Source organism: Janthinobacterium sp. DSP2-3-3 (assembly GCF_049897325.1).
Classification (GTDB): domain Bacteria; phylum Pseudomonadota; class Gammaproteobacteria; order Burkholderiales; family Burkholderiaceae_D; genus Janthinobacterium.
The window spans coordinates 146,940-171,542 of the sequence record NZ_JAFCWA010000013.1 but is presented as its reverse complement, the minus strand read 5'-3'; the positions used below and the strand labels follow the sequence as shown (position 1 = coordinate 171,542).

The following is a 24,603-nucleotide window of genomic DNA, read 5'->3' as shown; positions in this document are numbered from 1 at the left end:
CCTATTTCACTTTGGGGTCGAGCGCATCGCGCAAGGCATCGGTAAACAGCGAGAACGCCGTCACCAGCACGGCCATCGCCGTGGCGGCGGCCGTCAGCTGCCACCATTTGCCCAGGATCAGTTCATTTTGTGCCTCGTTGAGCATGCTGCCCCACGAGACGGTGCCCACCGGCACGCCAAAGCCGAGGAAACTCAAAATCACTTCGGCCTTGATAAAGCCCACGACGAGGATGGACATTTGCACCAAAGCCACGTGGCTCACATTCGGGAAGATGTGCGAGAACATCTTGCGCCAGTGCGAGGCGCCGATGGCGTCGGCCGCCATCACGTATTCGCGCGCCTTGTGCTTGATGTACTCGGCGCGGATCAGCCGGTACGGCCCCGTCCAGCCCGTCAAGCCGAGGATCAGCACGATGGTCAGCACGCCCTTTTGCTGCAGCACCGCCGCCACTGTCAAAATCATCAGGATCGATGGAATCGACGTAAAAATACTGTAGAACCAGTTGAAAAAGTCATCGACGATGCCGCCGAAGTAGCCGGACACGGCGCCAAACAGCGTGCCCAGCACCACGGCCAGCAAGGCTGCCACCAGGCCAACCACGATCGACGTTTCGCCGCCCTTGATGGTTTTCTGGACGATGTCATGCCCCCACTTGTCGGCGCCGAACGGTAGCGTTGCCGCCTTGTGCGTGACGAGTTTCCTGGCCTTGCCCATGCCGGAGCGCAAGGCCGTCAAGTCGTCGGCCAGCGGGTCGGTGACGCCGTACATTTCCACGCCGGCAGAAGGATTGCTGCCCATCTGGGCGCGCAGTTCGGCGATATCGTCGGCCAGCGGGTCCAGCACGTTGACATGTGTGGGCGCGCTGCGCTCGTCCGGCAAGGGAATCGCGCCATCACCGGACGCGGACGCGTCCTTGTCGGCGCCCACAAACGTGGGCGGCGCATAGCTGACGGCCACTTCATCTTCCCAGTTCGAGGCCACCAGGCCGCTGGCGGACGCCAGCACCAGCAGGAAAAACGCGCCGACTATGGCCAGCGATACCATTGCGATCTTGTCGCCGCGCAAACGGCGCCACGCCAGGGCCCACAGGCCGGGCGATGTATGAGGTTTCGACATCGTCTCTTTCTACTTCAGTTGAACGCGAGGATCGACCGCCTGGTACAGCAGGTCGGTGAGCAGGTTGAAGAGCATGGTGGCGGCGGCGACATACACGGTGATCGCCTTGATCACCGGAAAGTCGCTACGCTCGACGGCCAAAATCACTTCGCGCCCGATGCCGGGGATGCCGAAAAAGCGTTCCAGCAGGAAAGCGCCGATCAGCAGGGCCGGCAAGTTCGACATCACATAGGTAATGATGGGAATGCCGGCGTTGCGCAGCACGTGGACCCACATGATGCGGCCTTCCTTCAAGCCCTTGGCGCGCGCGGTGCGCACGTAATCCTGGTTCGCCTCGTCCAGCACGAAGGTGCGGAACAGGCGCAGGGTCGGTGCGATCGACACGGCAAGGCCGATCAAAATCGGCAGGGTCGAATAGCGCAGCAGGTTTTCCCAGAAGCTGTCGCCCCAGCCTTGCACGGGGAACAGGCCCAGCTTGTAGGCAAAGCCATACTGGAAGACGATGATGTAGACGAGGATGGAAATCGACATGCCCACCGTGCAGGCGATCATGACGGCGCGGTCCGTCAGCGAGCCTCGCACGAAGGCGATGGCCAGCGCCAGCGCTACGCCAAAAAACGTTTCCAGCACGGTCAGCGGGATCAGCACCATCATCGACGGCCCCAGGCGCGAAGTGATGATGTGCGACACGGATTCCCCCGTCGCCCAGCTCTGGCCGAAGTCAAAGGTGACGATCTGCTTGATGAAGATCCACAGTTGCACGTAGTACGGCTGGTCGACACCGAGCTGGCGGCGGATGTTGGCAATGCTTTCCGCACTCGACATCTTGCCGGCCAGGATGTAGGCGGGATCGCCGCCCACCCAGTTGAACAGAATAAACACCAACAGGACGACACCCAGCATGGTGGGCAGCATCTGCCACAAGCGGCGCAGGATATAAGCAAACATAATGATTCCTTGTTGTATATGTTGTTATAAGCGCTGCGCTTATTTCTTAGCCGAGTCAGCAGCAGGCGCCACTGGCGTGCCGGTGCTGTCGATATCCATGTACGCCCACTCCTGGAACAGGATCGGGTGCTTCTTGTAGCCTTGCACCGACTTTTGCGCCAGCATGTTGCGGTAGCGCGCATAGCCGATCAGGGCGCCCGCATTGACTTCCAGGCGGCGCGCCATCTTGTGGAACAGCTCATCGCGCTCGGGGCTGGCCGGCATGGCCTGGCTGGCCGCGTACCATTTATCGTACTCGGGGTCCTGGTAGCAGCCATTGTTGTTCTGATGCGTGTTCGGGCCGTAGAACAGCTGCATGAAGTTGTCGCCGTCCGGATAGTCGGCCAGCCACGGCGCCGTGCGCGTCTGCATCTTGCACTGCTTTTCCGTTTTTAAAATATCGGAAAAAATCATGCGGTCGTTTTCCATGCGGATGCCCAGCGAGTTGTACGTCTTGCGCCACATTTCCGCTTGCAGCACGCCGTTCGCTTCGTTGCGCGAAGCGTAGCGGATCAGTAGCGGCTTGCCGTCAGGCAGGGTACGCCAGCCATCGGCGCCCTTCTTGTAGCCGAATTTATCCAGCAGTTTATTGGCCAGCACAGGATCGTATTGCAGCAGGCTCTTGTAGTGCGGGTCGTAGCCGACCACGCCCGGCGGTATCGGATAGTCGAGGCGCTTGGCCTGGCCATTCCAGATGATGCGGATTTCTTCATCGATATTGTGCGCCATGGCAATCGCGCGGCGCAGGGCAATCTTTTCCTTGCTGAAGCCGCCCAGGGTGGGATCTTCCATATTCCAGTAGTAATAGCTGATTTCCGGGTCCAGCAGGCGCGACAGTTGCACGCCCTTCTCCGCCAGCTCGGGACGCAGCTTGCCGTTCAGCAATGCCTTCGGCGCCAGTGGGCCGTCGAGCCAGAACACATCCGTGCCGCCGCTCTGGAAAGACAGCCAGCGCGACTGATCTTCGATCATCACGGAAATTTCGATGCGGTCGATGGCGGGAATGCGTTTACCCTGCATCTGGCGCACGATGCGCTGGTCGTCCGGGTCGTCGCCGGCCATGAAATTCCACGTTTCCGGTAAATGCTGCGGGTTGCGATTCAGGACGATGCGGTTGCCGCGCGTCCATTCCCCCAAGGTGTAATAGCCGGTGCCAATGGGATTCGAGCCCACTTCGCCCTTCACATCGCCGTATTTGTCCACCACTTCGCGCGCCACGGCGGCCGTCGGCACGTAGGCAAGGATCATGGGGAAATTGAAATCGGTCTTGGTCAACGTGATGCGCAAGGTGTACGGGTCGAGGATTTCCAGACCGGCCACCTTCTTGTTGAAATCGAGCTTGTTCGACTTGGCCGCTTCCTTCGCCAGGTCGTCCAGCCCGACCACCTTGCCTTCGAACAGCCAATTGTGCGGCGAAGCCAGGCGTGGGTCGAACAAGCGCTTCCACGAATAGACGTAATCGGCCATCGTCAGTTCGCGGCGCTTGCCGCCGAACGCGGCATCGGGCGTAAACAGTATGCCTTTTTTCAGGCGGATGGTGTAGGTCTTGCCGTCGGCCGACACTTCCGGCATGGCGGCCGCAGCTCCGGGCACCACCTTGACGGGGCGCGCCAGGTAATCGTAGGTGTACAGCGTGTCGAAGACGGCCTGCGTGATGTGGTTCGAATACAGGTCGCGCGAGGTAGCCGGATCGAAACCCGTCTCGGCGGCCGGCAAGATATAGCGCAAGGTTTTCACCGGCGCGGCCGCAGGGGCGGCATCCGCAGCAACGGCAGTGGCCGCCAGCGGCAGGGTGGCCAGACAGGCGAGCAGCGCCACGCGCCGCATCCATGGTGACTTCATGTAATACCCTTCATCTCGATTATCTGTCGCACCGTATTGGTGCGCTTGTACTGGTTTCCCCCTGGGATACAGGATTCCACCGCCAAAACCAGTCCATCCTCGCAAGATCTATGCCTTGTTAGCAGCCAGCCGCGTCGGTGGTTTGACGAGCTGGAAAACGCGTAACGATAACGCATATTTTGCATGCCGGGCGAAAAGCTGCGGTACTTCTGGCGTGCGCGGCAACAACCAGCCGCGTCACGGGAGAAATCTTCCGCACCGCAACATCGCCTGGACAATGCGGCGCAAAAGCGCATTAGTAGAAACCCTTACATCCGTGAATGAGCGCACTTTTTATTGTCGAGCGGAAAACGCTTAGCGCACCGCAATATTTAAATAATTGCCAATATTGAAATATTCGAACATTATCAAAAACACTGTTGTTTCCATCCCGAAATGTCACATTTGCGCGTTGACAAGGTTTCTCGGCAAGTGGTCTTATCAAGCACGGCAACGCACAGTATGCCGTTCAGCCCACAACTATGTCTCCCTGCCCGGCTGCTCTACCTTGTCCGTGTCTTCGCCGCAAGATCCGAAGGGTGGCTGCCTGTGGCACCACGACCAGTTCCGCTCGATGCAGCCGAAGATCGAATCGGTCAACCTGTACACGCGCGGCACCTGGCAAGTCAATGCTGACACTCAGGTGTACGCGGAAGCGGGCTACTCGAAGCGCGATACGGCCTTCACCCTGATACCGCCATCGGTCACGCCGACCATCGCCTTCCCGCCGAATGCCACCAGCCCGACTGGCGTCGTCAACTACGGCTCCGGCGCCGGCACCACCATTGTGCTGGCCGCCAACCATCCGCAAAATCCGTACGGCGTGCCGGTGCGCGTGCGCTACCAGGCTTTCGACGTCGGCGCCAGCACGCGCCAGGCCAACAATGAGTTCAACCGCATCGTGCTCGGTGTCAAGGGCAACGCTATGGGTTGGGACTACGATGCCGGCTATACCCATTCGGAATCGAAGCTGCACCTCGATTACAGCAACATGCTGAACATGGCCGTCGTCAAGGCGGCCCTGGGCGATTCCAGTCCGAGCAGCAAGTATTTGCCCTACTACATCGGTGCGCAGGCGGGCAAGAATCCCGCCTCGTTGTATGCGGCCATGGTGACCAACGCCACCTCCGACTCCACAACCAAGCTCGACATCATCGACTTCAAGGCCTCGCGCGAACTGATGCAGCTGCCTGGTGGCGCCATGGGCCTGGCCGTGGGGGCAGAACACCGCCGCGACAAGCTCGACAACCCATCGTTGTCGGGCACGGAAAACGGTTCCATCAACTCCAGCTATGTCGCCGCCAAGGGCGACAGCAAGGTCTCGGCCGTATTCATGGAAGTGCTGGCACCCGTCTTCAAAACGGTGGAACTGTCGGGTGCCTCGTCTCGGAAACGGCCACGCCGCTGTCCATCTTCAAGGCCGAGGATTTTGCCAAACAGGGCCTGACCACGGCCCAGGAAGTGCTGAGCAAGATACCCTCGAATTCTTCCAGCATGGGCAGCGGCAATGCCGTCGGCGGCAATACCAGCGGCTTGCCCACGGGCGGCCAGGCCAGCGCCGACTTGCGCGGCCTGGGTGGCGACAAGACCCTGGTGCTGCTCAATGGCCGGCGCATCGCCAACCATCCGTATGACGGCGCCAGCGTCGACCTGAACATCATCCCCATCGCCGCGCTGGAGCGCGTCGAAGTGCTGCGCGACGGCGCCTCGGCTATCTATGGCACGGACGCCATCGGCGGCGTCATCAACTTCATCACGAAGCGCTCAGTGAATGTCACCAACATCACCGCCGAGGTCGTCGCGCCCGAACACAAGGGCGGCGGCGAGCACCGCATCAACCTGTCGACGGGCTTCGGCAAGCTCGACACCGATGGCTACAATATTTTCGGCGTGGTCGATTACCACAAGCAAAATGTGCTGACCTCGCAAGACCGCGATTTCTCCAAGACCGGCATCATTCCCGAGCGGGGCCTGTCGCTCACCAGCGGCACCACCTTCCCCGGCAACTACTTCGATGCGGCGGCCAACGGCGGCAAGGGCCTGGCAGGCAATCCGTATGCGGCCACGGGCTGCAATCCGCCCCTGTCCGTGGCGGCTGCCAACGGCACCTGCCGCCAAGACTACACGCGGCAGATCGACGACCTGCCGGCGCAGGAGCAGGTGGCCTTCTTCGGCAAGGGCGCCTTCAAGCTGGGCGGCGGGCACCTGGCCACCGTGGAATACCTGCATTCGGAAAACAAGGTCAAGGCGCGCACGGCGCCACCGCCGCAAACGGGCTTGATCTTGCCCATTAGCAGCAAATACTACCCAGGCAATGCGGGCGGCGTGCCGGCCCAGCCAGGCTTGTCGGGGCAGCCGCTGAGCGTCAACTGGCGCCCAGTGGAAGCGGGCCAGCGGCAGATCGATTCGGACGGCAAGGCGGACCGCCTGGTGCTGGCACTGGAGGGTGAACTGGCGGGCTGGGACTACAAGACGGGCCTGAGCCACGCCATCAGCAAGTCATCCGAGAAATTTACGGGTGGCTATGTGCAGGATGCGTCGTTTGCTGCCGGCGTGCTGAACGGTATCCTGAATCCTTTTGGCATGCAGGACACGGCCGGCAAGGCCTACCTCGACAGCACCGCCCTGCGCGGCGAAGTGCAGAACGCCAAAGTCACCACGACGGGCTTCGACATCAAGGGCAGCCGCGAACTGATGCAGCTGGCCGGCGGCCCGCTGGCCATCGCGCTGGGCGGCGAACTGCGGCGCGAAAAGGCAGAATTCAACGTCAACCGCGATATCGCCAGCCAGGCTGCCAGTTCCGGCTTGTCCGGCTCGCTATCGAAGAGCGGCTCACGCACCATCCAGGCCGTCTTTGGCGAAGTCAACTTGCCGCTGATCAAGGACCTGGAAGTACAGCTGGCCGCCCGTTTCGACCATTACAGCGATGTGGGCAGCACCACCAATCCCAAGCTGGCCCTGCGCTACCAGGCCAGCAGCGCGCTGGTACTGCGCGGTTCGGCCAGCACGGGCTTCCGCGCTCCCACCCTGTTTGAAAAGAATGCGCCGCCGTCGAAGAACGATACCAACGATTCCTACGACGACCCCATTCTGTGCCCGGGCGGCGTGCCGCAGCCGGGCGCCAACCCCCTGCGCGATTGCGACTTGCAACAATTCAAGCTGCAAGGCGGAAATGAAAAGCTGAAACCGGAAAAATCCACCACCTTCGCTTTCGGCCTGGTGCTCGAACCCGTCAAGGAAGTGACGGTGGCCATCGATTACTGGAACATTCACCTGAAGAACAAGATTTCGTCCCTGCCCGAGCAATCGATCTACGGCAACTACGAAAAATACAAGGCCTTGTTCCTGCGCAATCCCGACGGCTCGCCTTTCGCCATTCTCGACCTGAACGACAACCTCGGCGAAGTGAAAACCGACGGCATCGACGTCAGCCTGAATGCCCGCCTGGGGCGCGGCGCCTACGGCGATTTCAGCGTGTCGGTGGACGGCACCTGGACCCACAAGTATGACTACCAGAACGAGCGCGGCGGCGAATTCATCGCCAACGTGGGCCGCTATGCGGACAACAATCCCGTGTTCCGCTGGAAACATACGGCGGCGTTGAACTGGCGCATGGGCAACTGGGGCGCCACCCTGTCGCAATCGTTCAAGTCCGGCTACACGGACCAGAACCAAGTCGATCCGCAATACCGCCACGATGTGCCGTCCTACAGCCTGCTTGGCGTGTCGGGCAGCTATGCGTGGAAAGGCTTGCTGCTAACGGCCGGCGTGAAAAACCTGCTGGACAAGGAACCGCCGTTCTCGAACCAGGGCACCCTGTTCCAGAAAGGCTATGACCCGCGCTACACGGACCCGCTCGGGCGCGCCTACTACTTGCGTGGCAGCTATACGTTTTAAGGGAGATTGGCTGAAACAGAGATGAACAGGGCAGCGTCAACCAGCGTTTGCCAGCAGCACCAGAGACGGCGCCAGCAGCTATGCTGTGCGCCGTTTTATTTTACGCATCTGAGCACATCTGACAAGGGCTCACGATACTTTATTACTGAAGGATTATGAAAAAAACAGGAAAATGTTGCATTTCATCCAAAAAGTCCGCGCGAAATTGACAATCTGAATCGTGAATGTTTTGATGGGGGCCGTGAAAATTTACAGAATTTTCATTGGTGGATTTTCAAAAAGGCAAATAAATTGTTGGTAAGCAACAAGTTATTTCAAAATAATTGCCGCCTTTATCACAATAACAAGGAATTTCAGATGATGATAGAAAATGTAATATCGCGGTCGCTGCGCCTGATGTTTGCAGGCGGCATGGCCCTGAGCATGCACGCCGCGTATGCACAAGAAACAACAGATGGCACCATGCAACGCGTGGAAGTCACGGGTTCGAGCATCAAGCGCATCGCTTCCGAAGCGTCGCTGCCGGTGCAGTCATTCAACCAGAAAGACATCAAGAAAACGGGCGTCACCACGGTGACCGATTTCATCCAGCAAATTCCTGCGATGCAGGGCTTCTCCGTGGCCGCCGATTCGGTTGGCGGCGGCGGCGGCGGCGTCACCACGGCCTCGATCCACGATATCGGTGCGGCCTACACACTGGTGCTGCTCAACGGCCGCCGCGTGGCGCCGTCCAATTCCGGCACCACCATCGACCTGAACTCGATTCCCCTGTCGGCCATCGAGCGCGTGGAAGTCCTGACGGACGGCGCCTCGGCCCTGTATGGCGCCGACGCCATCGCCGGCGTGGTCAACTTCATCCTGAAAAAAGGCGCATCGCCGCTGGAAATCAATGCCAAGTACTCGCGTCCTGAAGAAAAAGGCGGCGCCAGCAACTCGATTTCGATCAGCAAGGGCTTCGGCGACATCGACGAAGACGGCTACAGCATCTTCGTGTCGGCCAGCCATGACGAACAAAAATCGCTGAAAGCATCGCAGCGCAGCTTCGCGAAAAGCGGCATCATCAATTTCAACGATCCGAAGACCGGCAAAGCGCTGCAATTCATCAACGGTTCCTCGCGCTCGGCACCGGGCAATGCCAGCGTCAACTACAACCGTACCGATGCGAACGGTAATGTGGTGATCAATCCAGAAACCAAAAAACCGTTTGTCGACAGCGTCAACCTGGCCAATCCGTATGCGCTGGCCCATGGCGGCAAGTGCGCGCCTAGCAATATGGACTTCTACGGCGACGGCAACTGCTATTTCGACTCGCCGTCGACCATTGAAATCAATCCGGAATCGAAGCGCGACTCGCTGTTCAGCTCGGGCACCGTCAAGCTGGGTAAGACCGGCTGGCAGGGCTTCTATGACTTCGCCTACACCGAGGCGAGCATCAAGGCCAGCATCGCGCCGTACCCGGCCGATTTCTCCATTTCCCCGAATTCGCCACTGTTCAGCAAGTACCTCGCCTCGCAGTTGACCCCGACGCAACTGGCCAATGCCGTGAGCGGTGTCGCCAAATACCGCCTGTCCGAAATGGGCAACCGCACCTACGACTATGGTACCAAGGCCACGCATATCGTTGCTGGTGTCGACGGCAATGCATTCGGCTGGGATATCAACACGGCCGTGACGTATTCGAAGAACAAGCAAACGCAGGACTACGTCAGCGGCTTCCCGCTGGCTGACAAGTTCAACGCCCAGATCGACGCCGGCAATATCGACCCGTTCGCCTACCCTGTGGGCGCCATGCCGGACGCCATGCGCCAGGCACTGCTGGGCACGGGCTTCAGCGGCACCTACAACACGCAAACGGTAGAAATGAAGGGCATCGACGGCCGCGCTTCGCGCCCTGTGTTCTCGCTGCCGGGCGGCTCCGCCATGCTGGGCGTGGGTGCCGACTACCGCAACACCTCGTTCAAGATGCAACAGGCAGACGTCGCCAAGCAGGCGCAAATCCTGTTTGACAATCAACAAGTCGACAGCGAATACGCACGCGACAACGCGGGCGCATACGCCGAGCTGATGCTGCCGATTTCGAAGAAACTGGAAATGACGGGCTCGCTGCGTTATGACCAGATCGGCGCCATCGATGACAAGTTGACGGGCAAGACGATAGGCAAGAAGGAAAACGCCACTACCTGGAAGGTCAGCGGCAAGTATTCCGCGACCAAGAGCCTGATGTTCCGCGCCGCTGCCGGCACCGGCTTCCGCGCCGCCAGCATGCAGGAAATCGCCGGCCCGCTGGAAGACTGGGGCGTCACCGGTGGTAACTACCAATGCCCGTTGACGGCAGCGAACGGCATGGGCGGCCACCCGCTGGCCGGCTACTGCAGTGGCGTTGTACGCCAGCAATTTGAAGCCTTCCAGGGCGGTAATCCTGATCTGAAGCCGGAAACGTCGAAGCAATGGAGTATCGGTACCGTGTTCGAGCCAATCGACAGCCTGTCGATGTCGTTCGACCTGTGGAACGTGGAAATCCGCGACCAGGTGACGGCGGTCTCGGAAGGCTTGATCTTCAACAATCCGGCCAAGTATGCCAACCTGTTCACCACCAAGCACATCAGCTCGACGGGCCTCGACGTACTGGCCATCAAACTGCTGCCGATTAACATCGGCAAGGTGGAAAACCGCGGTATCGACTACGACTTCACCCACAAGATGAAGCTGCTGGACGGCCGCCTGACGAGCCGCCTGATGGGTACCTACCTGCTGCGCTCGCGCTACACGACGCCAGGCACCGATGATCAATGGGAAACCAGCCTGAATCGCTACGGTTCGAACGACAAGGTCAGCTTCCGCAACATCATCCGCGCCACCACCTCGTATGAGACGGCCAAGTTCACGCATACGCTGAGCGCCAGCTACCGCAATGGCTACACGGACAAGGAACAGACGGTCGACGATTGCGCCGTGATCGTCGCCGGCAGCCCTGGCGAATGCTATGGCATCCAGCTGGAAGTGCCAAGCTACACCACCTTCGACTTCCAGACGGCTTACCGTCCGATGAAGAACGTGGAAATCACGGGCGGCATCCTGAACCTGTTCGACCGCAATCCGCCGTTCACCCTGCGTAACACGGGTTCGCATCAAGTGGGCTACAACCCATCGTACTCGAGTGCCCTGGGCCGCCAGTTCTACCTGAGCGGTTCCTACAAGTTCTAAGCTGATTGCATCTGCTCCTGGCTAAAAACTGAAAAGCCCGGAAAGCTTAGCTTTCCGGGCTTTTTTTCATGCTGCGCGCCACCTTATTCCGCGTCACCCTGCAGGCGGCGCAGCTTGACGGCCGCGGCCAGGTTTTCCAGCACGGCCACGCTGGCGCTCCAGTCGATGCAGCCATCCGTGACGGATTGGCCATAGATCAAGTCCTTGCCCGGGATCAAATCCTGGCGCCCCGCCACCAGGTGCGATTCCACCATCACGCCAACGATGCGGCCATCGCCGCCTGCCACCTGGCTGGCGATGTCGGCGCACACGGGGATCTGGTTTTCCGGTTTTTTCGAGCTGTTCGCATGCGAAGCGTCGATCATCAGGCGCGCCGCCAGGCCTTGCGCGGCGATGGCCTTGCAAGCGTCGTCCACGCTGGCCGCGTCATAGTTGGGCGCCTTGCCGCCGCGCAAGATGATGTGACAATCTTCGTTGCCGTTGGTCGAGACGATGGCCGAGTGGCCGCCCTTCGTGACGGAAAGAAAATGGTGCGGCTGCGAGGCGGCCTTGATGGCTTCCACGGCGATTTTCACATTGCCATCCGTGCCATTCTTGAAGCCGACCGGACAGGACAGTCCCGACGCCAGCTCGCGGTGCACCTGCGACTCCGTGGTGCGCGCGCCGATGGCGCCCCAGCTGATCAGGTCGGCGATGTATTGCGGGCTGATGACGTCGAGGAATTCGGTGCCGGCCGGCAAGCCCAGCTCATTGATATTGCGCAACAGTTCGCGCGCCATGCGCAAGCCGTCATTGATGCGGAAGCTGTTGTCCATGTACGGGTCGTTGATCAGCCCCTTCCAGCCGACCGTGGTGCGCGGCTTCTCGAAGTAGACGCGCATGACGATTTCCAGTTCACCGGCAAAACGCGCGCGCTCCTTGACCAGCAGGCGCGCATATTCCATCGCCGCCTTGGTATCGTGGATGGAGCAAGGCCCGATCACCACCATCAGGCGGTCGTCCTGGCCGTGCAGGATACGGTGCAGGGCGATGCGGGCGCTGGCAGCGGTCTGTTCGGCTTGCTCCGAGCAGGCGAATTCGCGGATCAGGTGGGACGGCGGGGTCAATTCCTTCATTTCGCGAATGCGCAAATCATCGGTGCGGGGCATCATTTTCTCCAAAATTTAAGGAAGGGTAAAACATCTGGGTAAAAAAAAACCGCCATCAGTGGCGGTTTTTTAGAATTTGCTGGGATCTCGTTTTTTGCTGCTACGTGAACCGACCGCTACTCCACCGCCTTTGGGTTGGAATTGCTAAAGTAAAAATAAGCGGTAAAAAAGTGGCGAGCGAACATGCGAGTCATCCGTAAGTGATGAACGACTATAAACCTAAATTGCAAGGGTTGGCAAGCCTATTTGTCGGCAAAGCCGCATGCCGCCGCCATTTTGCACTGCAAAATACGTAAAAAAGCATAAAAAGTTGCGCGCTATCGATGCGCATCGGCTGGCTAGCAACGCTGTGGCCGGCAACTAAGCCGTGCCGCCGACGGTGATGCCATCCAGGCGCAAGGTTGGCTGCCCTACGCCCACGGGCACGCTTTGCCCCTCCTTGCCGCACACGCCCACGCCCGAGTCCAGGCGCAGGTCGTTGCCGATCATGGAAACGCGGTTGAGCACGTCCGGGCCGTTGCCGATCAGGGTCGCCCCTTTGACCGGGTAGCTGAGCTTGCCGTTTTCGATCATGTACGCTTCGCTGGCCGAGAAGACGAACTTGCCATTCGTAATATCGACCTGGCCGCCGCCGAAGTTGACGGCGTACAGACCGTTTTTGACGGAAGCGAGGATTTCGCCCGGGTCCCGGTCGCCGCCCAGCATATACGTGTTCGTCATGCGCGGCATGGGCAGGTGGGCGAACGATTCACGGCGCGCATTGCCCGTCACGGGCATCTTCATCAGGCGCGCATTCATGGTGTCCTGGATGTACCCCTTCAGGATGCCGTCCTCGATCAGGGTGGTGCACTGCGTCGGGTTGCCCTCGTCGTCGATATTCAGGGAGCCGCGCCGGCCAGCCAGCGTGCCGTCATCGACCACCGTGACGCCCTTGGCAGCCACCCGTTCGCCAATGCGCCCGGAAAACGCGGACGAGCCCTTGCGGTTGAAATCGCCTTCCAGGCCATGGCCGATGGCCTCGTGCAACAGGATGCCGGGCCAGCCCGGTCCCAGCACGATGGTCATGGGACCGGCGGGCGCCGGGCGCGCTTCCAGGTTCACCAGGGCCGAATTGACGGCGTCTGCCGCGTATTGTTCCAGCACGGCATCACTGAAATAGTCATAGCTGAAACGCCCGCCGCCGCCGGCCGAACCCGTTTCGCGGCGGCCATGCTGTTCCGCGATCACGGTGAGCGAGACGCGCACCAGCGGGCGGATATCGGCCGCCAGCACGCCGTCGCTGCGCAGCACCAGCACCACGTCGTACTCGCCGGCCAGGCCCGCCATCACCTGCACCACGCGAGGATCTTTCGCCCGCGCCATCTTTTCCACGCGCTCAAGCAGTTGCACCTTGGCCGTGGCGTCCAGCGAGGCGAGCGGGTCGTTGGGCAAGTACAGCGAGCGTCCACCCTGCGCCAGCATGTGGCCCGCGATCTTGATTTTACCGGTCCCCGCGCGCGCGATGGTGCGCGTGGCCGCTGCCGCTTCCAGCAGGGCCCGCTCGGAAATCTCGTCGGAATATGCAAAGGCCGTCTTGTCGCCGGACACGGCGCGCACGCCCACGCCCTGGTCGATGGAAAAGCTGCCCGTCTTGACGATGCCTTCTTCCAGGCTCCAGCCTTCGCTCTTGGTCGACTGGAAATACAGGTCGGCATAATCGACCTTGTGCGTAAACATCGTGCCCAGGGCTTTCAGCAGCTTGTCTTCGTCCAGGCCGAACGGCGTGAGCAGAAGTTCGCGCGCCACGGCCAGGCTGGACAGATTGGGTTCAAATGGGATCATGGCTCTCTATTCTTTCAATTTACATGGTGCGGTGCGCAAGCGCTGGCAAGGACTCGCGCACGCCAGCCAAAAACACCAGGTCGATCTCGCCGCTCACCACGCCCTCGCCTTCGGGCAACACGGCTTTCACTTCGCCCCACGGGTCGATCAGCATGCTGTGGCCCCAGGTACGCCGGCCGTTCGGATGCAAGCCGCCCTGCGCCGAGGCCAGCACATAGCACTGGTTTTCGATGGCGCGCGCGCGTAGCAGCACTTCCCAGTGGGCGCTGCCCGTCGTATGGGTAAACGCAGCCGGCACGACGATCAGCGCGCAATCGCCCATGGCGCGGTACAGTTCGGGAAAGCGCAGGTCATAGCAGATGGACAGGCCGACCCGGCCGAACGGCGTCTCGATCGCGCGCACTTGCGCACCGGGCACGATGGTGCGCGATTCGTTGTACGACTCGGAGCCGCGCGTAAAGCCGAACAGGTGGATCTTGTCGTAGCGGCCGGCCGGCTCGCCTTGCGGGTCGTACACCAGCGTGGTATTGAGGACCTTCCCCTCCTCGCCGGAAATCAGGGGCAAGGTGCCGCCGATCAGCCAAATACCGTGCTGGCGCGCCATCTGCGCCATGCCATCCTGGATCGGTCCGCTGCCGGGCTGTTCCGCATGGGCCAGCTTGTCCGTTTCCTGCTTGCCCATGATGGCCCAGTATTCGGGCAGCACCACCAGCTGCGCGCCACCGGCGGCGGCCTGCGCCACCAAACGCCGCGCCGTGGCCAGGTTGTCTAGCACGGACGGCGAGGAAATCATTTGTATTGCTGCGACTGTATGCATCCTTCACCTAACCCTTCAAGCGCACTGCGAGCTTACTGTGCGGCATTTATTTAGCGACAGCATCCTGCGCCGCCGCTGCAGCGGCGGGAACGGCGACAGGCTCCAATTTACCACCATTGAGCTTGCTTACGACGGGCGATTTCCATGGGCCGGCGATCTGCATGTGGTAAGTGAGGGCCTTCATCACGGGAGCACGCAGGAACAATTGCGCCAGGAAACTGCCCAGGCCGATGACGGGATTGACGGCCAGCGCATACACGAGCGGCCCCGTGCCCAGGTTAAATTCCGGAATCACCACCACGTGCAAATTCGTCGTCTCATTGGCGATGTCGGCCGTGCCATCCATCAGTACGGTGGCCGCCACGCCGTGCATCTTGAGGTTGTCGGTGGTCACCACGCCGCGCTTGATGCTGGCGTTGGCCGTGATGCCGTCGAAGGCCAGGCCTTCGGAAAACACGTCGTGGAAATCGAGTTTCAGCAAGCGGGGCAAGGCTTGCAGGCTGAGCACGCCCAACAGCTTGGCCGCGCCCGGATCCTGCTTGAGGAACTGTCCCGCTTCCACGTTCATCTCGATCTGTCCCGACAGGGTGGGAATGTCGAGCGAATACGGCAAACCATTCCAGGCGATGTCGCCGCTCAGACGCCCCTTGCCACGACGCACCGTGTCGGCAAAGCCGAAGCGGTCGAGCAACTTTCCCGCATCGACGATATCGAGGCCAAAACGCAGGCTGGTCGTGCTTTGCCCATCCTTGATGACCCATTTTCCATTGCCGCTCAGCGCGCCATCAGGATTCGACAGTTGCAGCTTGCCCACGCGCCACTCGCGCCCGCCCGCCGCCATGGTGTTATAGGCCTGCAACTCCAGCCGGCCAATCTTCTTGTTGAACAGCTCAAATTGCTCGGCGATGATATCGAGCGAGGGAATCGACTGGGCGCCGTTTTTGCCTTCCAGCAAATTTTTCACATCGTTGGCGGCCGACTCCGGAATGATCAGCGACGACAGGCGCGCCGTCATCTTGCCCAGACCGGATGGCGTTTCCAGCCACGTCACATAGCCCGAAACTTGTTTCGCGTCAATATTGGCTTGCCACACATCCTTTTGATGCGTGGCGCCCACCACCACGTTTTCCAGCTTGCGCTCACCCAATATCAGTTCACTGGCGCGCGCCGCCATCATGTCCGGCACCACATAATGCGCGATATCAGGTGCATCGTCGGCGTTGCCGCCCGCATCGGCCGGGGCCGTGGCGCTGCCGGCGATCTCGCTGCCGGCGGCGATCCAGCTATCCACGTCCAGCGTTTTCATATTCACGTTGAGCATCATGCCGCTGTCCGGTTCCGGCGCCGGCACGTTCACGCCGATGCCGCCGCGCACCAGGCGCCAGGCGTCCTTGCCCTGCTTTTGGCGCTGGTAGCGGGCAGCGATACCAGAACCCAGCGCGATGCGGATATCGTCCGTGCGCAGGCCGGCGCCGTTCGCCGCGTTGCCCGTCAGGGTAAATTTTACGGGCAAGCTGTCGCCGGCCGGCTTTTTTAGGGGGGCGGGGAAATCCAGGCCCAGGCCCGTCAGCGGCGACTCGACATTGACCACCACCTGGTGGTCGCGCGCCGTGATCAGGCCGCTATAGCGCGCGCCGCCATTCAAATGTTTCGCCAGGCGCTGCATCACGGGCGCCGGATATGTCTTGCGCAAGCCATCGATGGTCATGTTGCCGGCCAGTTTCACCTGAATGGAATTGTCCGCCTGCGTGCCGCCCGAGATGGCCAATGGCCCGCCCAGCAGGCTACCATTCAAGCCATTCAGATTGACGCCCTTCTCGTTGAACTCGATCTTGCCCTGCGTGCCCAGCACGGGCGGCATGTCGTGGAACAGCACCACGTCATTGCCCGCCAATTGCAAGCTGCCCTGCACGGTCGACTCCAGCATGCGCTCGATCGGCAGGTGCAGCTTCAATGCCAGCTTGGCGTTGCCCGTCGCCGTCGTTTCATCCGTGAAATGCTCGATCCAGCCCAGCACGGGGCTGGCCGTCACGTACTTGAGGAATTCCTGCATCGGGCCGGCCGCATTGCCTTCAATGTCGAGCAAGGTGTCGAACACGGTCAGGTCGGGGATCACGGCTTTGACATTCGTCAAGGCCACGCCGCCCGTGGTGGCCGTGTCGCCGCGAATTTCCATGCGCGCCCGCTCGAAGACAAAACTGCCCTTGATTTTTTCCGCCTGCGGCCAGCGGGGTGCCTTGCCCGCCAGCGGACCGTTTTCCGCAAATTCGCCGGGCGCGTAATTCAGGGAGCCATTCTCGATCTTGCCGGCCACGCGGAAGTCGCCGCGATTGCGCTGGGCGGGCGTATCAGCCTTGAAGGGGAAATGTTCGAGTTCGCCGCGCAGGCGCAGGCTGACGTCACGCGCCACGCCGCCTTCCAGCGCGCCCGTCAGCCAGTGACGCAGATGCTCGGGTGTTTGCAGCGGCAGATAGCGGCCGATGGTGTTGATCTGGAAATTGTCGATCGTGCCCGTCAAATCCACCTGGCCCAGGTTCTTGCCATCGAGCGGCAGGCGGTGCGTGCCTTGCAAGGCGACGCGCAAGCCTTGCTGATTGAAGTCGAGCTTGTCCAACCCGACTTGCAGCATATTGTCCGCTTCAAAGGTCCAGCGCGCCTGCATGGCGAATTGCTCGAACGGCAAGGCCGGTTCGCTCAAGTACGTGGGAAACTGCAGCACCAGGTCTTGCGCATCGATAGCGATGCTGCCGCCCTTGTCGTTGGCGTCGATGCTGCCGGTCAGGTGGTCGAAGCCGGGAATGGCCGGCGCAGCTGCCTGCGCGGCACTGGTCGCCGTCTTCGCCACGGCCAGGCGCGCCGGCTGCGCATTCAGGCCCAGATCGATGAGCTTGCCGCGCAGGCGGTAGCTGGCGGGCGTGGCCATGTCGCCTTCCCATTGCGCTGAAAAATCCTGCAAACGCCCGCGCGGCGCCAAGGCGTCGAGGCGCTGGCGCTGCTGCTCGCCCAGCGGCAACTTATCGGCCAGCGCGGCCAGGGTGTGCAAATCGAGGGACTTGGCCTTGATTTCCGTGCGCGCCGGCTTGCGCTTCGTGGCGGCAACAAAACGTTCGGACAAGGTCGTGGGCGGCAGGCTGAGGCCATCGCGTGTTTCCACCGCGAAATTCGTCAACTCCACCTGGTGTCCATTCGCGCCAAAGGTTGGCTTGCCGTCCGGCACCTGCGCCGACAGCTCTTCCTTTGCAGAAATACGTCCGCTGACCGACAGCAAGTCGAGCGGGGCGATATGCTCGCCCAGCTGCGCCTGCACCTCCGTCAAGCCCACATCGGCCGTGAAGCCGGCCAGGCGTGCATGATCCAGGCTTAACCAGGCGCGCAGGGCACCCTTGCCCTGGCTCAAGTCGAACGGATAATCGAGGTAGCGCCGCCAGGCGGCCAGGTCGGCGTTTTTCAAGTCCGCGTACAACTCGCCCTTCCACATCGACACGTCCGAGATGCGCTGGCTGAAAGGGGGGTGCGTGAAGTGAGCGCGCACATCGATGGGCGCAGCCAGGCTGGCGGGCGGCGTAGCCTGCAAACCCAGCCGGTGGCTGCGCCAGCGGTTGCGCAGCAGCAAGTTGACCTTTTCCAGTGCCAGCTCTTGTGTGCCGCGCGCTTCATCCGTCCAGCGCACCTTGCCATCACGAATGATGATCTCATGCTGCGACAGCAGCCAGTCGGCACCCTTGCCATCGCTGCCTTGCCTGCTGTCGATCAACACGCCGGCCACATACAGTTTGCCATCCTTGCTGCGCCGCACGTCCAGGTCGGGCCGCGTGATTTCCAGGGTAGTGAAACGCACGGAACCGAGCACGCTCCACCACGACACGGTGGCCGAGACGCTCGGCAAGCTCAGCGCCTGGCGGCCCGCCTGGTCGCGCAGGCTCACGTCGCCCAGGAAGAGATTCGGCCGCACGCCATGCCACGAGGCATAAATGCGCGCGATACTGACAGGGTTGCCCAGCGCGCGGCTGGCCGCCCGCTCGATATCGCCCTTGTAGTAATCGATATTGGGCAAGATGGCGTAACGCAGGAATAAAAACAGCACGGCGAAGGCGAAATACACCAGCAGCACCAGTTTGATGGTAAAACCCAACACGTGATGGGTGGCCAGGTTGGCCATGCGATAGGCGGCACGCAGCCGCTGCCAGCGCAGGGCCAATGGCACATGTTCTGTCACGCTTGCTTCTGGCGGTTTTTGCATCAATAAGCTAATAAACTGGCCCGGCGTCAAATAATGGCAAAAATCGTCTGCATTCGTGGTGCGCGCCTGCATCCTTGCGCTTGCTTCTGAGCAAAGCCTCCCTTACCATCGTCCGGAAGAGCACACACTGCCGACGGCATTCGCGCCAGCGGCACAATTTTACCGCATCCCCCGCCGTTCACAGCCAAGTTAAACAAGAACCATGCAAGCAGCATCCACGAGAGCCTTACCGACACCATGAGCACACAGCCTTTGATCTCCGCCTCCCGTTTCTACCAGCGCTGGCTGGGTGCAGCCCCCGAGCGCACCGCACAGGTAGCGCAACTGGTGCGCGCGCCGCTCGACGGACTCGATTTTGCCGCCGCGCTGGCCAACCAAGCGAACGCCGCCACGCCGCCGCTGCCGCCCGAGCGGGCCATGCGCCGCCTGCGCAACCTGCTCGTCTGCGGCCTGATCGAGCGCGATCTTGGCGGCCAGGCCGACTTGAACGAAGTCGTCACGGCCATGACGGGCTTTGCCGATTTCGCCATCCGCACGCATGTGGACGCCATCATGGCCGAGATGGTGGTACTGCACGGCATGCCTGTCGGCGAGGAGTCGGGCCAGGAACAGGCCTTGATGGTGCTGGCGATGGGCAAGCAGGGCGGCGGCGAGCTGAACGTCTCGTCGGATATCGACCTGATCTTTGTTTACCCGGAAGATGGCGACACGCAAGTCACCCTGCCGGGCCAGCGCAGCCTGTCCAATCACGAGTTTTTCATTCGCATGGGCAAGAAACTGATCGCCGCCCTGGCCGAGATCACGCAAGACGGTTTTACCTTCCGCGTGGACATGGCCTTGCGCCCGAACGGCAACTCGGGTCCGCTGGCCGCCAGCCTGGGCATGGTGGAGCAATACCTGATCGTGCAGGGCCGCGAATGGGAGCGTTACGCCTGGGTCAAGGCGCGCGCCGTGACGGGCAAGCCGGAAGACATCGCCTCGCTCGACGCCATCGTGCGCCCGTTTGTCTTCCGCCGCTACCTCGATTTCGGCGTCATCGATGCCATCCGCACCATGCACGGCCAGATCCGCGCCGAGGTCAACCGCCAAGAACGGCTGCACCCCGACCGCAGCAACAACGTCAAGCTGGGCCGGGGCGGCATCCGCGAAATCGAATTCTTGGCGCAAGTGTTTCAATTGATACGCGGCGGGCGCGACGCCGAGCTGCGCGAGCGTTCCACGCGTGCCACCCTGCGCACGGTGGCAGACAAGCGGTTATTGGAACCGGCCATCGTGGAACAATTACTTGCTTCCTACACTTTCCTGCGCAACCTGGAACACCGGCTGCAATACCTGGACGATGCGCAAACCCACACCCTGCCCGCCAACGAGGCAGACCGCCTGACCGTGGCGCAGATGATGGGCTTGCCCGACACGCCCACCCTGCTGGTCCAGCTGGACGCGCACCGTGTGTTTGTCGCAGGACAATTTGACGAGATGTTCAGCGACAAGAGCAGCGGCACGCCACCGGCCGACACGGGCATCGACCCGCAGACGTCGAACGACTGCGCCGCCTCGGACCAGCAGGAAGCCATCGAGGCGCGCTTTGCCGCCCTGGGTTTCCATGAACCTGCCGCCTGCGCACGGCGCCTGCTGGCCACCTGGCAGGCGCCGCGCCTGCAATCCTTGCCCGAGGCGAGCCGCACGCGCCTCGTCGCCCTCGTCAATTCCGCCCTGCCCCTGATCACCGATTGCTCCGTTTCCAACGGTAACGCCAGCCAGTTGGCCACCCTGGGCCGCCTGCTCGATTTCCTGGAAGCGATTGCGCGCCGCTCGGCCTATTTGTCGCTGCTGACGGAATACCCGCACACGCTCGAGCGCGTCGTGCGCATGGTGTGCGCCAGCGGCTGGGCCGCTACTTTCCTCACGCAACACCCGATCCTGCTCGACGAACTATTGGATGAGCGCATCCGCAACACGGTGCCCGATCCGGCCGCGCTGGCGCTGGACCTGCAGCGCCAGCTCGACGACGCGCCCGGCGACACGGAGCGACAGATGGATATCCTGCGCGAAACACACCACGCACAGCTATTCCAGTGTCTGGCACAAGACCTGGCAGGCGACCTGAGCGTGGAAAAACTGGCCGATTACCTGTCGCAGCTGGCCGACATCATCGTTGCCGCCACCGTGCAAGCCGTCTGGCAAACCTTGCCGGCGCGCCACCGCGAAGTGCCGAAATTCGCCGTCATCGCGTACGGCAAGCTGGGCGGCAAGGAACTGGGTTATGTCTCCGACCTGGACGTCATCTTCCTGTTCGATGACGACGACCAGGACGCTCCCGGCCTGTACGCCAAGCTGGCGCAGCGCTTCATTACCTGGATGACCTCGCACACTTCGGCCGGCATCCTGTTCGATATCGACATCGCCCTGCGCCCCGACGGCGCCTCGGGCATGCTGGTCTCCAGCGTGCAGGCGTTCGAGCGCTACCAGAGCAGCGCGGCCTGGGTGTGGGAACACCAGGCGCTCACGCGCGCGCGCTTTTGTGCCGGCGACGTCGCCATCGGCAAGCATTTTGAGCGCATCCGCGACACGATCTTGCGCAAGGAACGGCCGGAAAACGGCCCTCTCAAGGGCGAAGTGGTGGCCATGCGCAAGAAAATGCTGGACGCGCACCCGTCCCGTCCCGGCAGCTTTGATTTGAAACAAGATCCGGGCGGCATGATCGACATCGAATTCATGGTGCAATACCTGGTGCTGCAGCATGCGGCGCAGTATCCGCAGCTGACGGCCAACTCGGGCAATATCGCCCTGCTGCGCCTGTGCGGCGAACTGGGGTTGATCGACGCGCAACTGGCCGGCCTGGTCGCCGACGCCTACCGCGCGCTGCGCAAGCTCCAGCACCAGTTGCGCCTGCAGGGGCAAGACCTGGCCCGCGTGGAACCGGAACGGGTGCGCGTGCATGCGCAGAATGTGATGCGCCTGTGGCACACGATCTTTCCCGCAACGATTGCATAAGCCCGGCGGCGGCGTATGATACGTACAGGCAATTCCACTTCCCAGTAGTGCCGTACAACAGGCCGCGCCGGGATTGCCTATCATCCCAGGAGACAGCGTATGAAGACTAGTGTAAAAACGGGCATCAATGCCCTTGTTGCCAGTTTCATCATCTGCGCCATGCCGGCAGCGGCATGGGCCGCCCCCAAAGGCAGCGCAGACGAAGCCATCGCCATGACCAAGCGCGCCGTGGCCATGATCAAGGCCGATGGCAAGGAAAAGGCCTTTGCCGCCATTGCCGATGCCGCCAACACCAGCTTCCATGACCGCGACCTGTACATTTATGTGTACGACATGAATGGCGTCACCCTGGCGCACGGCAACAATCCCAAGATGGTCGGCAAGAACTTGATCGACCTGAAGGACAATGAAGGCAAGGCCATCGTCAAGTCGCTGATCGCCACAGCCAGCACGCCAGCCGGACGGGGCTGGGTAGACTTCAAGTGGCCGAATCCGCTGACCAAGGTGGTCGAGCAAAAGTCCGGCTACATCGAACGGGTCGACAATATGATCGTCGGTTCCGGCATCTATAAATAAACCACGGCAAGAGGAAACCGCAGCCGCATGCCGCTCCATTACCTGTCCCGCCTGAGCGGATCGGCACGCGATACACAAGCCAACCTGCAGTTGGGCTGTGTGCTGGCGCTGGTGGCAGGCGCCGTGAATGCAGGCGGTTTTCTCGCCATCGGCGGCTATACCTCGCACATGACGGGTATCGTTTCGGGCATGGCGGACGACTTGGCGCTGGGCAATATCACGCTGGCCCTGGCCGCGCTGGGCGCGTGGCTGGCCTTTGTCAGCGGCGCGGCCGTGACCGCCATTATGGTGAACTGGGGCAAGCGGCGCCGGCTGCACAGTCAGTTTGCCGCCAGCCTGCTGCTGGAAGCGGCCCTGTTATTGCTGTTCGGCCTGACGGGCAACTACCTGGCGGCCATGCCCGACGTGCTGGGCCCCGTCACCATCTTGCTGCTGTGCTTTGTCATGGGCTTGCAGAACGCCATCATCACCAAGATCTCGGGCGCCGTCATCCGCACCACGCACGTGACGGGCCTGTCCACCGATATCGGCATCGAACTGGGCAAAATGGCGTATTACAACCGGCGCCACCTGCCGGACCGGATGGTCAAGGTCAACCGCGGCAAGCTGAGAACGCACAGCCTACTGATCAGCTGCTTCTTCATCGGCGGCGTCAGCGGCGCCCTGGCTTTCAAGCACATCGGCTTTCCGGCCGCCACCATCATCCTGGCCGGCGTGCTGACCCTGCTGTCCGGCGTGCCCGTGCTGCGCGACTTGCGCGTGCTGTGGCGCTTTTACCGGCGCCGTTTTTAATCATACGGACGAAAAAAACGCCCCGAAGGGCGCTCTTTCTTATGCGGTCAACAATTACTTGGCGCCCATCAGTGCGACAGTAGTGTCGAGCATGCGGTTCGAGAAACCCCACTCATTGTCGTACCACGACGATACTTTCACCAAACGGCCCGATACCTTGGTCAGGGTGGAATCGAAGTTCGACGAAGCCGGGTTATGGTTGAAGTCGATCGACACCAGCGGTTCGGTCTGGTACGTCAGAATGCCTTCCAGGGCGCCTTCCGATGCGGCTTTCATCAGCGCGTTGACTTCTTCCACGGTGGTGTCGCGCTTGGCGATGAAGGTCAGGTCGACCAGCGACACGTTGATGGTCGGCACGCGGATGGCGAAGCCGTCCAGTTTGCCATTCAGCTCAGGCAGGACCAGGCCAACGGCGGCAGCAGCGCCCGTCTTGGTCGGGATCATGCTCATGGTGGCCGAACGGGCGCGGCGCAGGTCTTCATGCATCACGTCGGACAGCACCTGATCGTTGGTGTAGGCGTGCACGGTGGTCATCAGGCCCGTTTCGATGCCGATGGCGTCGTTGAGTGGCTTGACCAGCGGTGCCAGGCAGTTGGTGGTGCACGATGCGTTCGAGATGACGGTATCGGTCGATTTCAATACCGAGTGGTTCACGCCGAACACGACGGTCGCATCGACGTCTTTGCCGCCTGGTGCCGAGATGATGACTTTTTTCGCGCCACCCTTCAGGTGAGCCGAAGCTTTCTCTTTGGTGGTGAAGAAGCCCGTGCATTCCAGTACGACGTCCACGCCCAGCTCGCCCCATGGGATTTCAGCCGGGTTGCGCTGTGCAAATACGCGGATTGGATCGCCATTGACGATCATGTTGTCGCCTTCGACGGTCACCGTGCCCGGGAACTTGCCGTGCGCGGTGTCGTAGCGGGTCAGGTGGGCGTTCGATTTGGCATCGCCCAGGTCGTTGATTGCAACGATCTGGATATCCTGTTTCTTGCCGCCTTCGTAGAAAGCGCGCAACACATTACGGCCGATGCGGCCGTAGCCATTGATTGCAACTTTGATCGTCATACTCTGCTCCTGATTAAAAAAGAAGGTACATGCACAGCCCAGGCGAACACATCGTCAGGGCTGT

General features: G+C 61.3%; 14 protein-coding genes. 6 read left to right on the top strand and 8 right to left on the bottom strand.

The features are described 5' to 3' along the window. Window position 1: 1 nt before the first annotated feature. Genes ACP7DE_RS23300 through ACP7DE_RS23290 form a run of 3 tightly spaced genes read right to left on the bottom strand, consistent with a single transcriptional unit; the run spans window position 2 to window position 3,946 of the window. Window positions 2–1,117 (bottom strand): ABC transporter permease, encoded by a 1,116-nt coding sequence (locus ACP7DE_RS23300; protein WP_426074310.1) that lies wholly within the window; start codon window positions 1,115–1,117, stop codon window positions 2–4. A 9-nt stretch (window positions 1,118–1,126) separates the two neighbouring features. Then, the gene (locus ACP7DE_RS23295) at window positions 1,127–2,065 is read right to left on the bottom strand and encodes an ABC transporter permease (protein ID WP_034782513.1); all 939 of its coding nucleotides are present in this window, start codon (window positions 2,063–2,065) and stop codon (window positions 1,127–1,129) included. Window positions 2,066–2,104: 39 nt separating this feature from the next. Next, on the bottom strand, window positions 2,105–3,946 hold the full coding sequence (locus tag ACP7DE_RS23290) for an ABC transporter substrate-binding protein (RefSeq protein ID WP_426074309.1): 1,842 nt from the start codon (window positions 3,944–3,946) through the stop codon (window positions 2,105–2,107). A 547-nt stretch (window positions 3,947–4,493) separates the two neighbouring features. Here ACP7DE_RS23290 and ACP7DE_RS23285 point away from each other — a divergent pair. The 3 genes from ACP7DE_RS23285 to ACP7DE_RS23275 all read left to right on the top strand — a co-directional run bounded on the left by ACP7DE_RS23285 (window position 4,494) and on the right by ACP7DE_RS23275 (window position 11,086). Beyond that, window positions 4,494–5,432, top strand: coding sequence for a hypothetical protein (locus ACP7DE_RS23285; RefSeq protein ID WP_426074308.1), 939 nt, complete (start codon window positions 4,494–4,496; stop codon window positions 5,430–5,432). Continuing rightward, window positions 5,315–7,882, top strand: a complete 2,568-nt coding sequence (locus ACP7DE_RS23280) for a TonB-dependent receptor (RefSeq protein ID WP_426074336.1) — start codon at window positions 5,315–5,317, stop codon at window positions 7,880–7,882. Before ACP7DE_RS23285 ends, ACP7DE_RS23280 begins: the two co-directional genes overlap by 118 nt. Window positions 7,883–8,239: 357 nt before the next feature. Further along, window positions 8,240–11,086, top strand: a complete 2,847-nt coding sequence (locus ACP7DE_RS23275) for a TonB-dependent receptor (protein WP_426074307.1) — start codon at window positions 8,240–8,242, stop codon at window positions 11,084–11,086. An 83-nt stretch (window positions 11,087–11,169) separates the two neighbouring features. On the opposite strand, the gene aroG is transcribed toward ACP7DE_RS23275, so the two are convergent. The 4 genes from aroG to ACP7DE_RS23255 form a co-directional block, all read right to left on the bottom strand. Continuing rightward, window positions 11,170–12,234, bottom strand: coding sequence for a 3-deoxy-7-phosphoheptulonate synthase AroG (gene aroG / locus ACP7DE_RS23270; RefSeq protein WP_426074335.1), 1,065 nt, complete (start codon window positions 12,232–12,234; stop codon window positions 11,170–11,172). 360 nt (window positions 12,235–12,594) lie between these two features. Continuing rightward, window positions 12,595–14,055, bottom strand: a complete 1,461-nt coding sequence (gene tldD, locus ACP7DE_RS23265; RefSeq protein ID WP_426074306.1) for a metalloprotease TldD — start codon at window positions 14,053–14,055, stop codon at window positions 12,595–12,597. A 19-nt stretch (window positions 14,056–14,074) separates the two neighbouring features. Further along, on the bottom strand, window positions 14,075–14,872 hold the full coding sequence (locus ACP7DE_RS23260) for a carbon-nitrogen hydrolase family protein (protein WP_426074305.1): 798 nt from the start codon (window positions 14,870–14,872) through the stop codon (window positions 14,075–14,077). A 46-nt stretch (window positions 14,873–14,918) separates the two neighbouring features. Further along, the gene (locus tag ACP7DE_RS23255) at window positions 14,919–19,112 is read right to left on the bottom strand and encodes a YhdP family protein (protein WP_426074304.1); all 4,194 of its coding nucleotides are present in this window, start codon (window positions 19,110–19,112) and stop codon (window positions 14,919–14,921) included. 237 nt (window positions 19,113–19,349) lie between these two features. On the opposite strand from ACP7DE_RS23255, the gene glnE reads away from it, so the two are divergent. The 3 genes from glnE (at window position 19,350) to ACP7DE_RS23240 (ending at window position 23,474) form a co-directional block, all read left to right on the top strand. Beyond that, window positions 19,350–22,106 (top strand): bifunctional [glutamate--ammonia ligase]-adenylyl-L-tyrosine phosphorylase/[glutamate--ammonia-ligase] adenylyltransferase, encoded by a 2,757-nt coding sequence (gene glnE / locus ACP7DE_RS23250; protein WP_426074303.1) that lies wholly within the window; start codon window positions 19,350–19,352, stop codon window positions 22,104–22,106. A gap of 99 nt (window positions 22,107–22,205) precedes the next feature. After that, on the top strand, window positions 22,206–22,682 hold the full coding sequence (locus ACP7DE_RS23245; protein ID WP_426074302.1) for a cache domain-containing protein: 477 nt from the start codon (window positions 22,206–22,208) through the stop codon (window positions 22,680–22,682). 27 nt (window positions 22,683–22,709) lie between these two features. Further along, window positions 22,710–23,474 (top strand): YoaK family protein, encoded by a 765-nt coding sequence (locus ACP7DE_RS23240; protein ID WP_426074301.1) that lies wholly within the window; start codon window positions 22,710–22,712, stop codon window positions 23,472–23,474. Between the two features lie 54 nt (window positions 23,475–23,528). On the opposite strand, the gene gap is transcribed toward ACP7DE_RS23240, so the two are convergent. Next, window positions 23,529–24,539 carry a type I glyceraldehyde-3-phosphate dehydrogenase gene (gap, locus tag ACP7DE_RS23235; protein WP_426074300.1) on the bottom strand — a complete coding sequence of 337 codons (1,011 nt, stop codon included), beginning with the start codon at window positions 24,537–24,539 and terminating at the stop codon, window positions 23,529–23,531. Window positions 24,540–24,603: the final 64 nt, after the last annotated feature.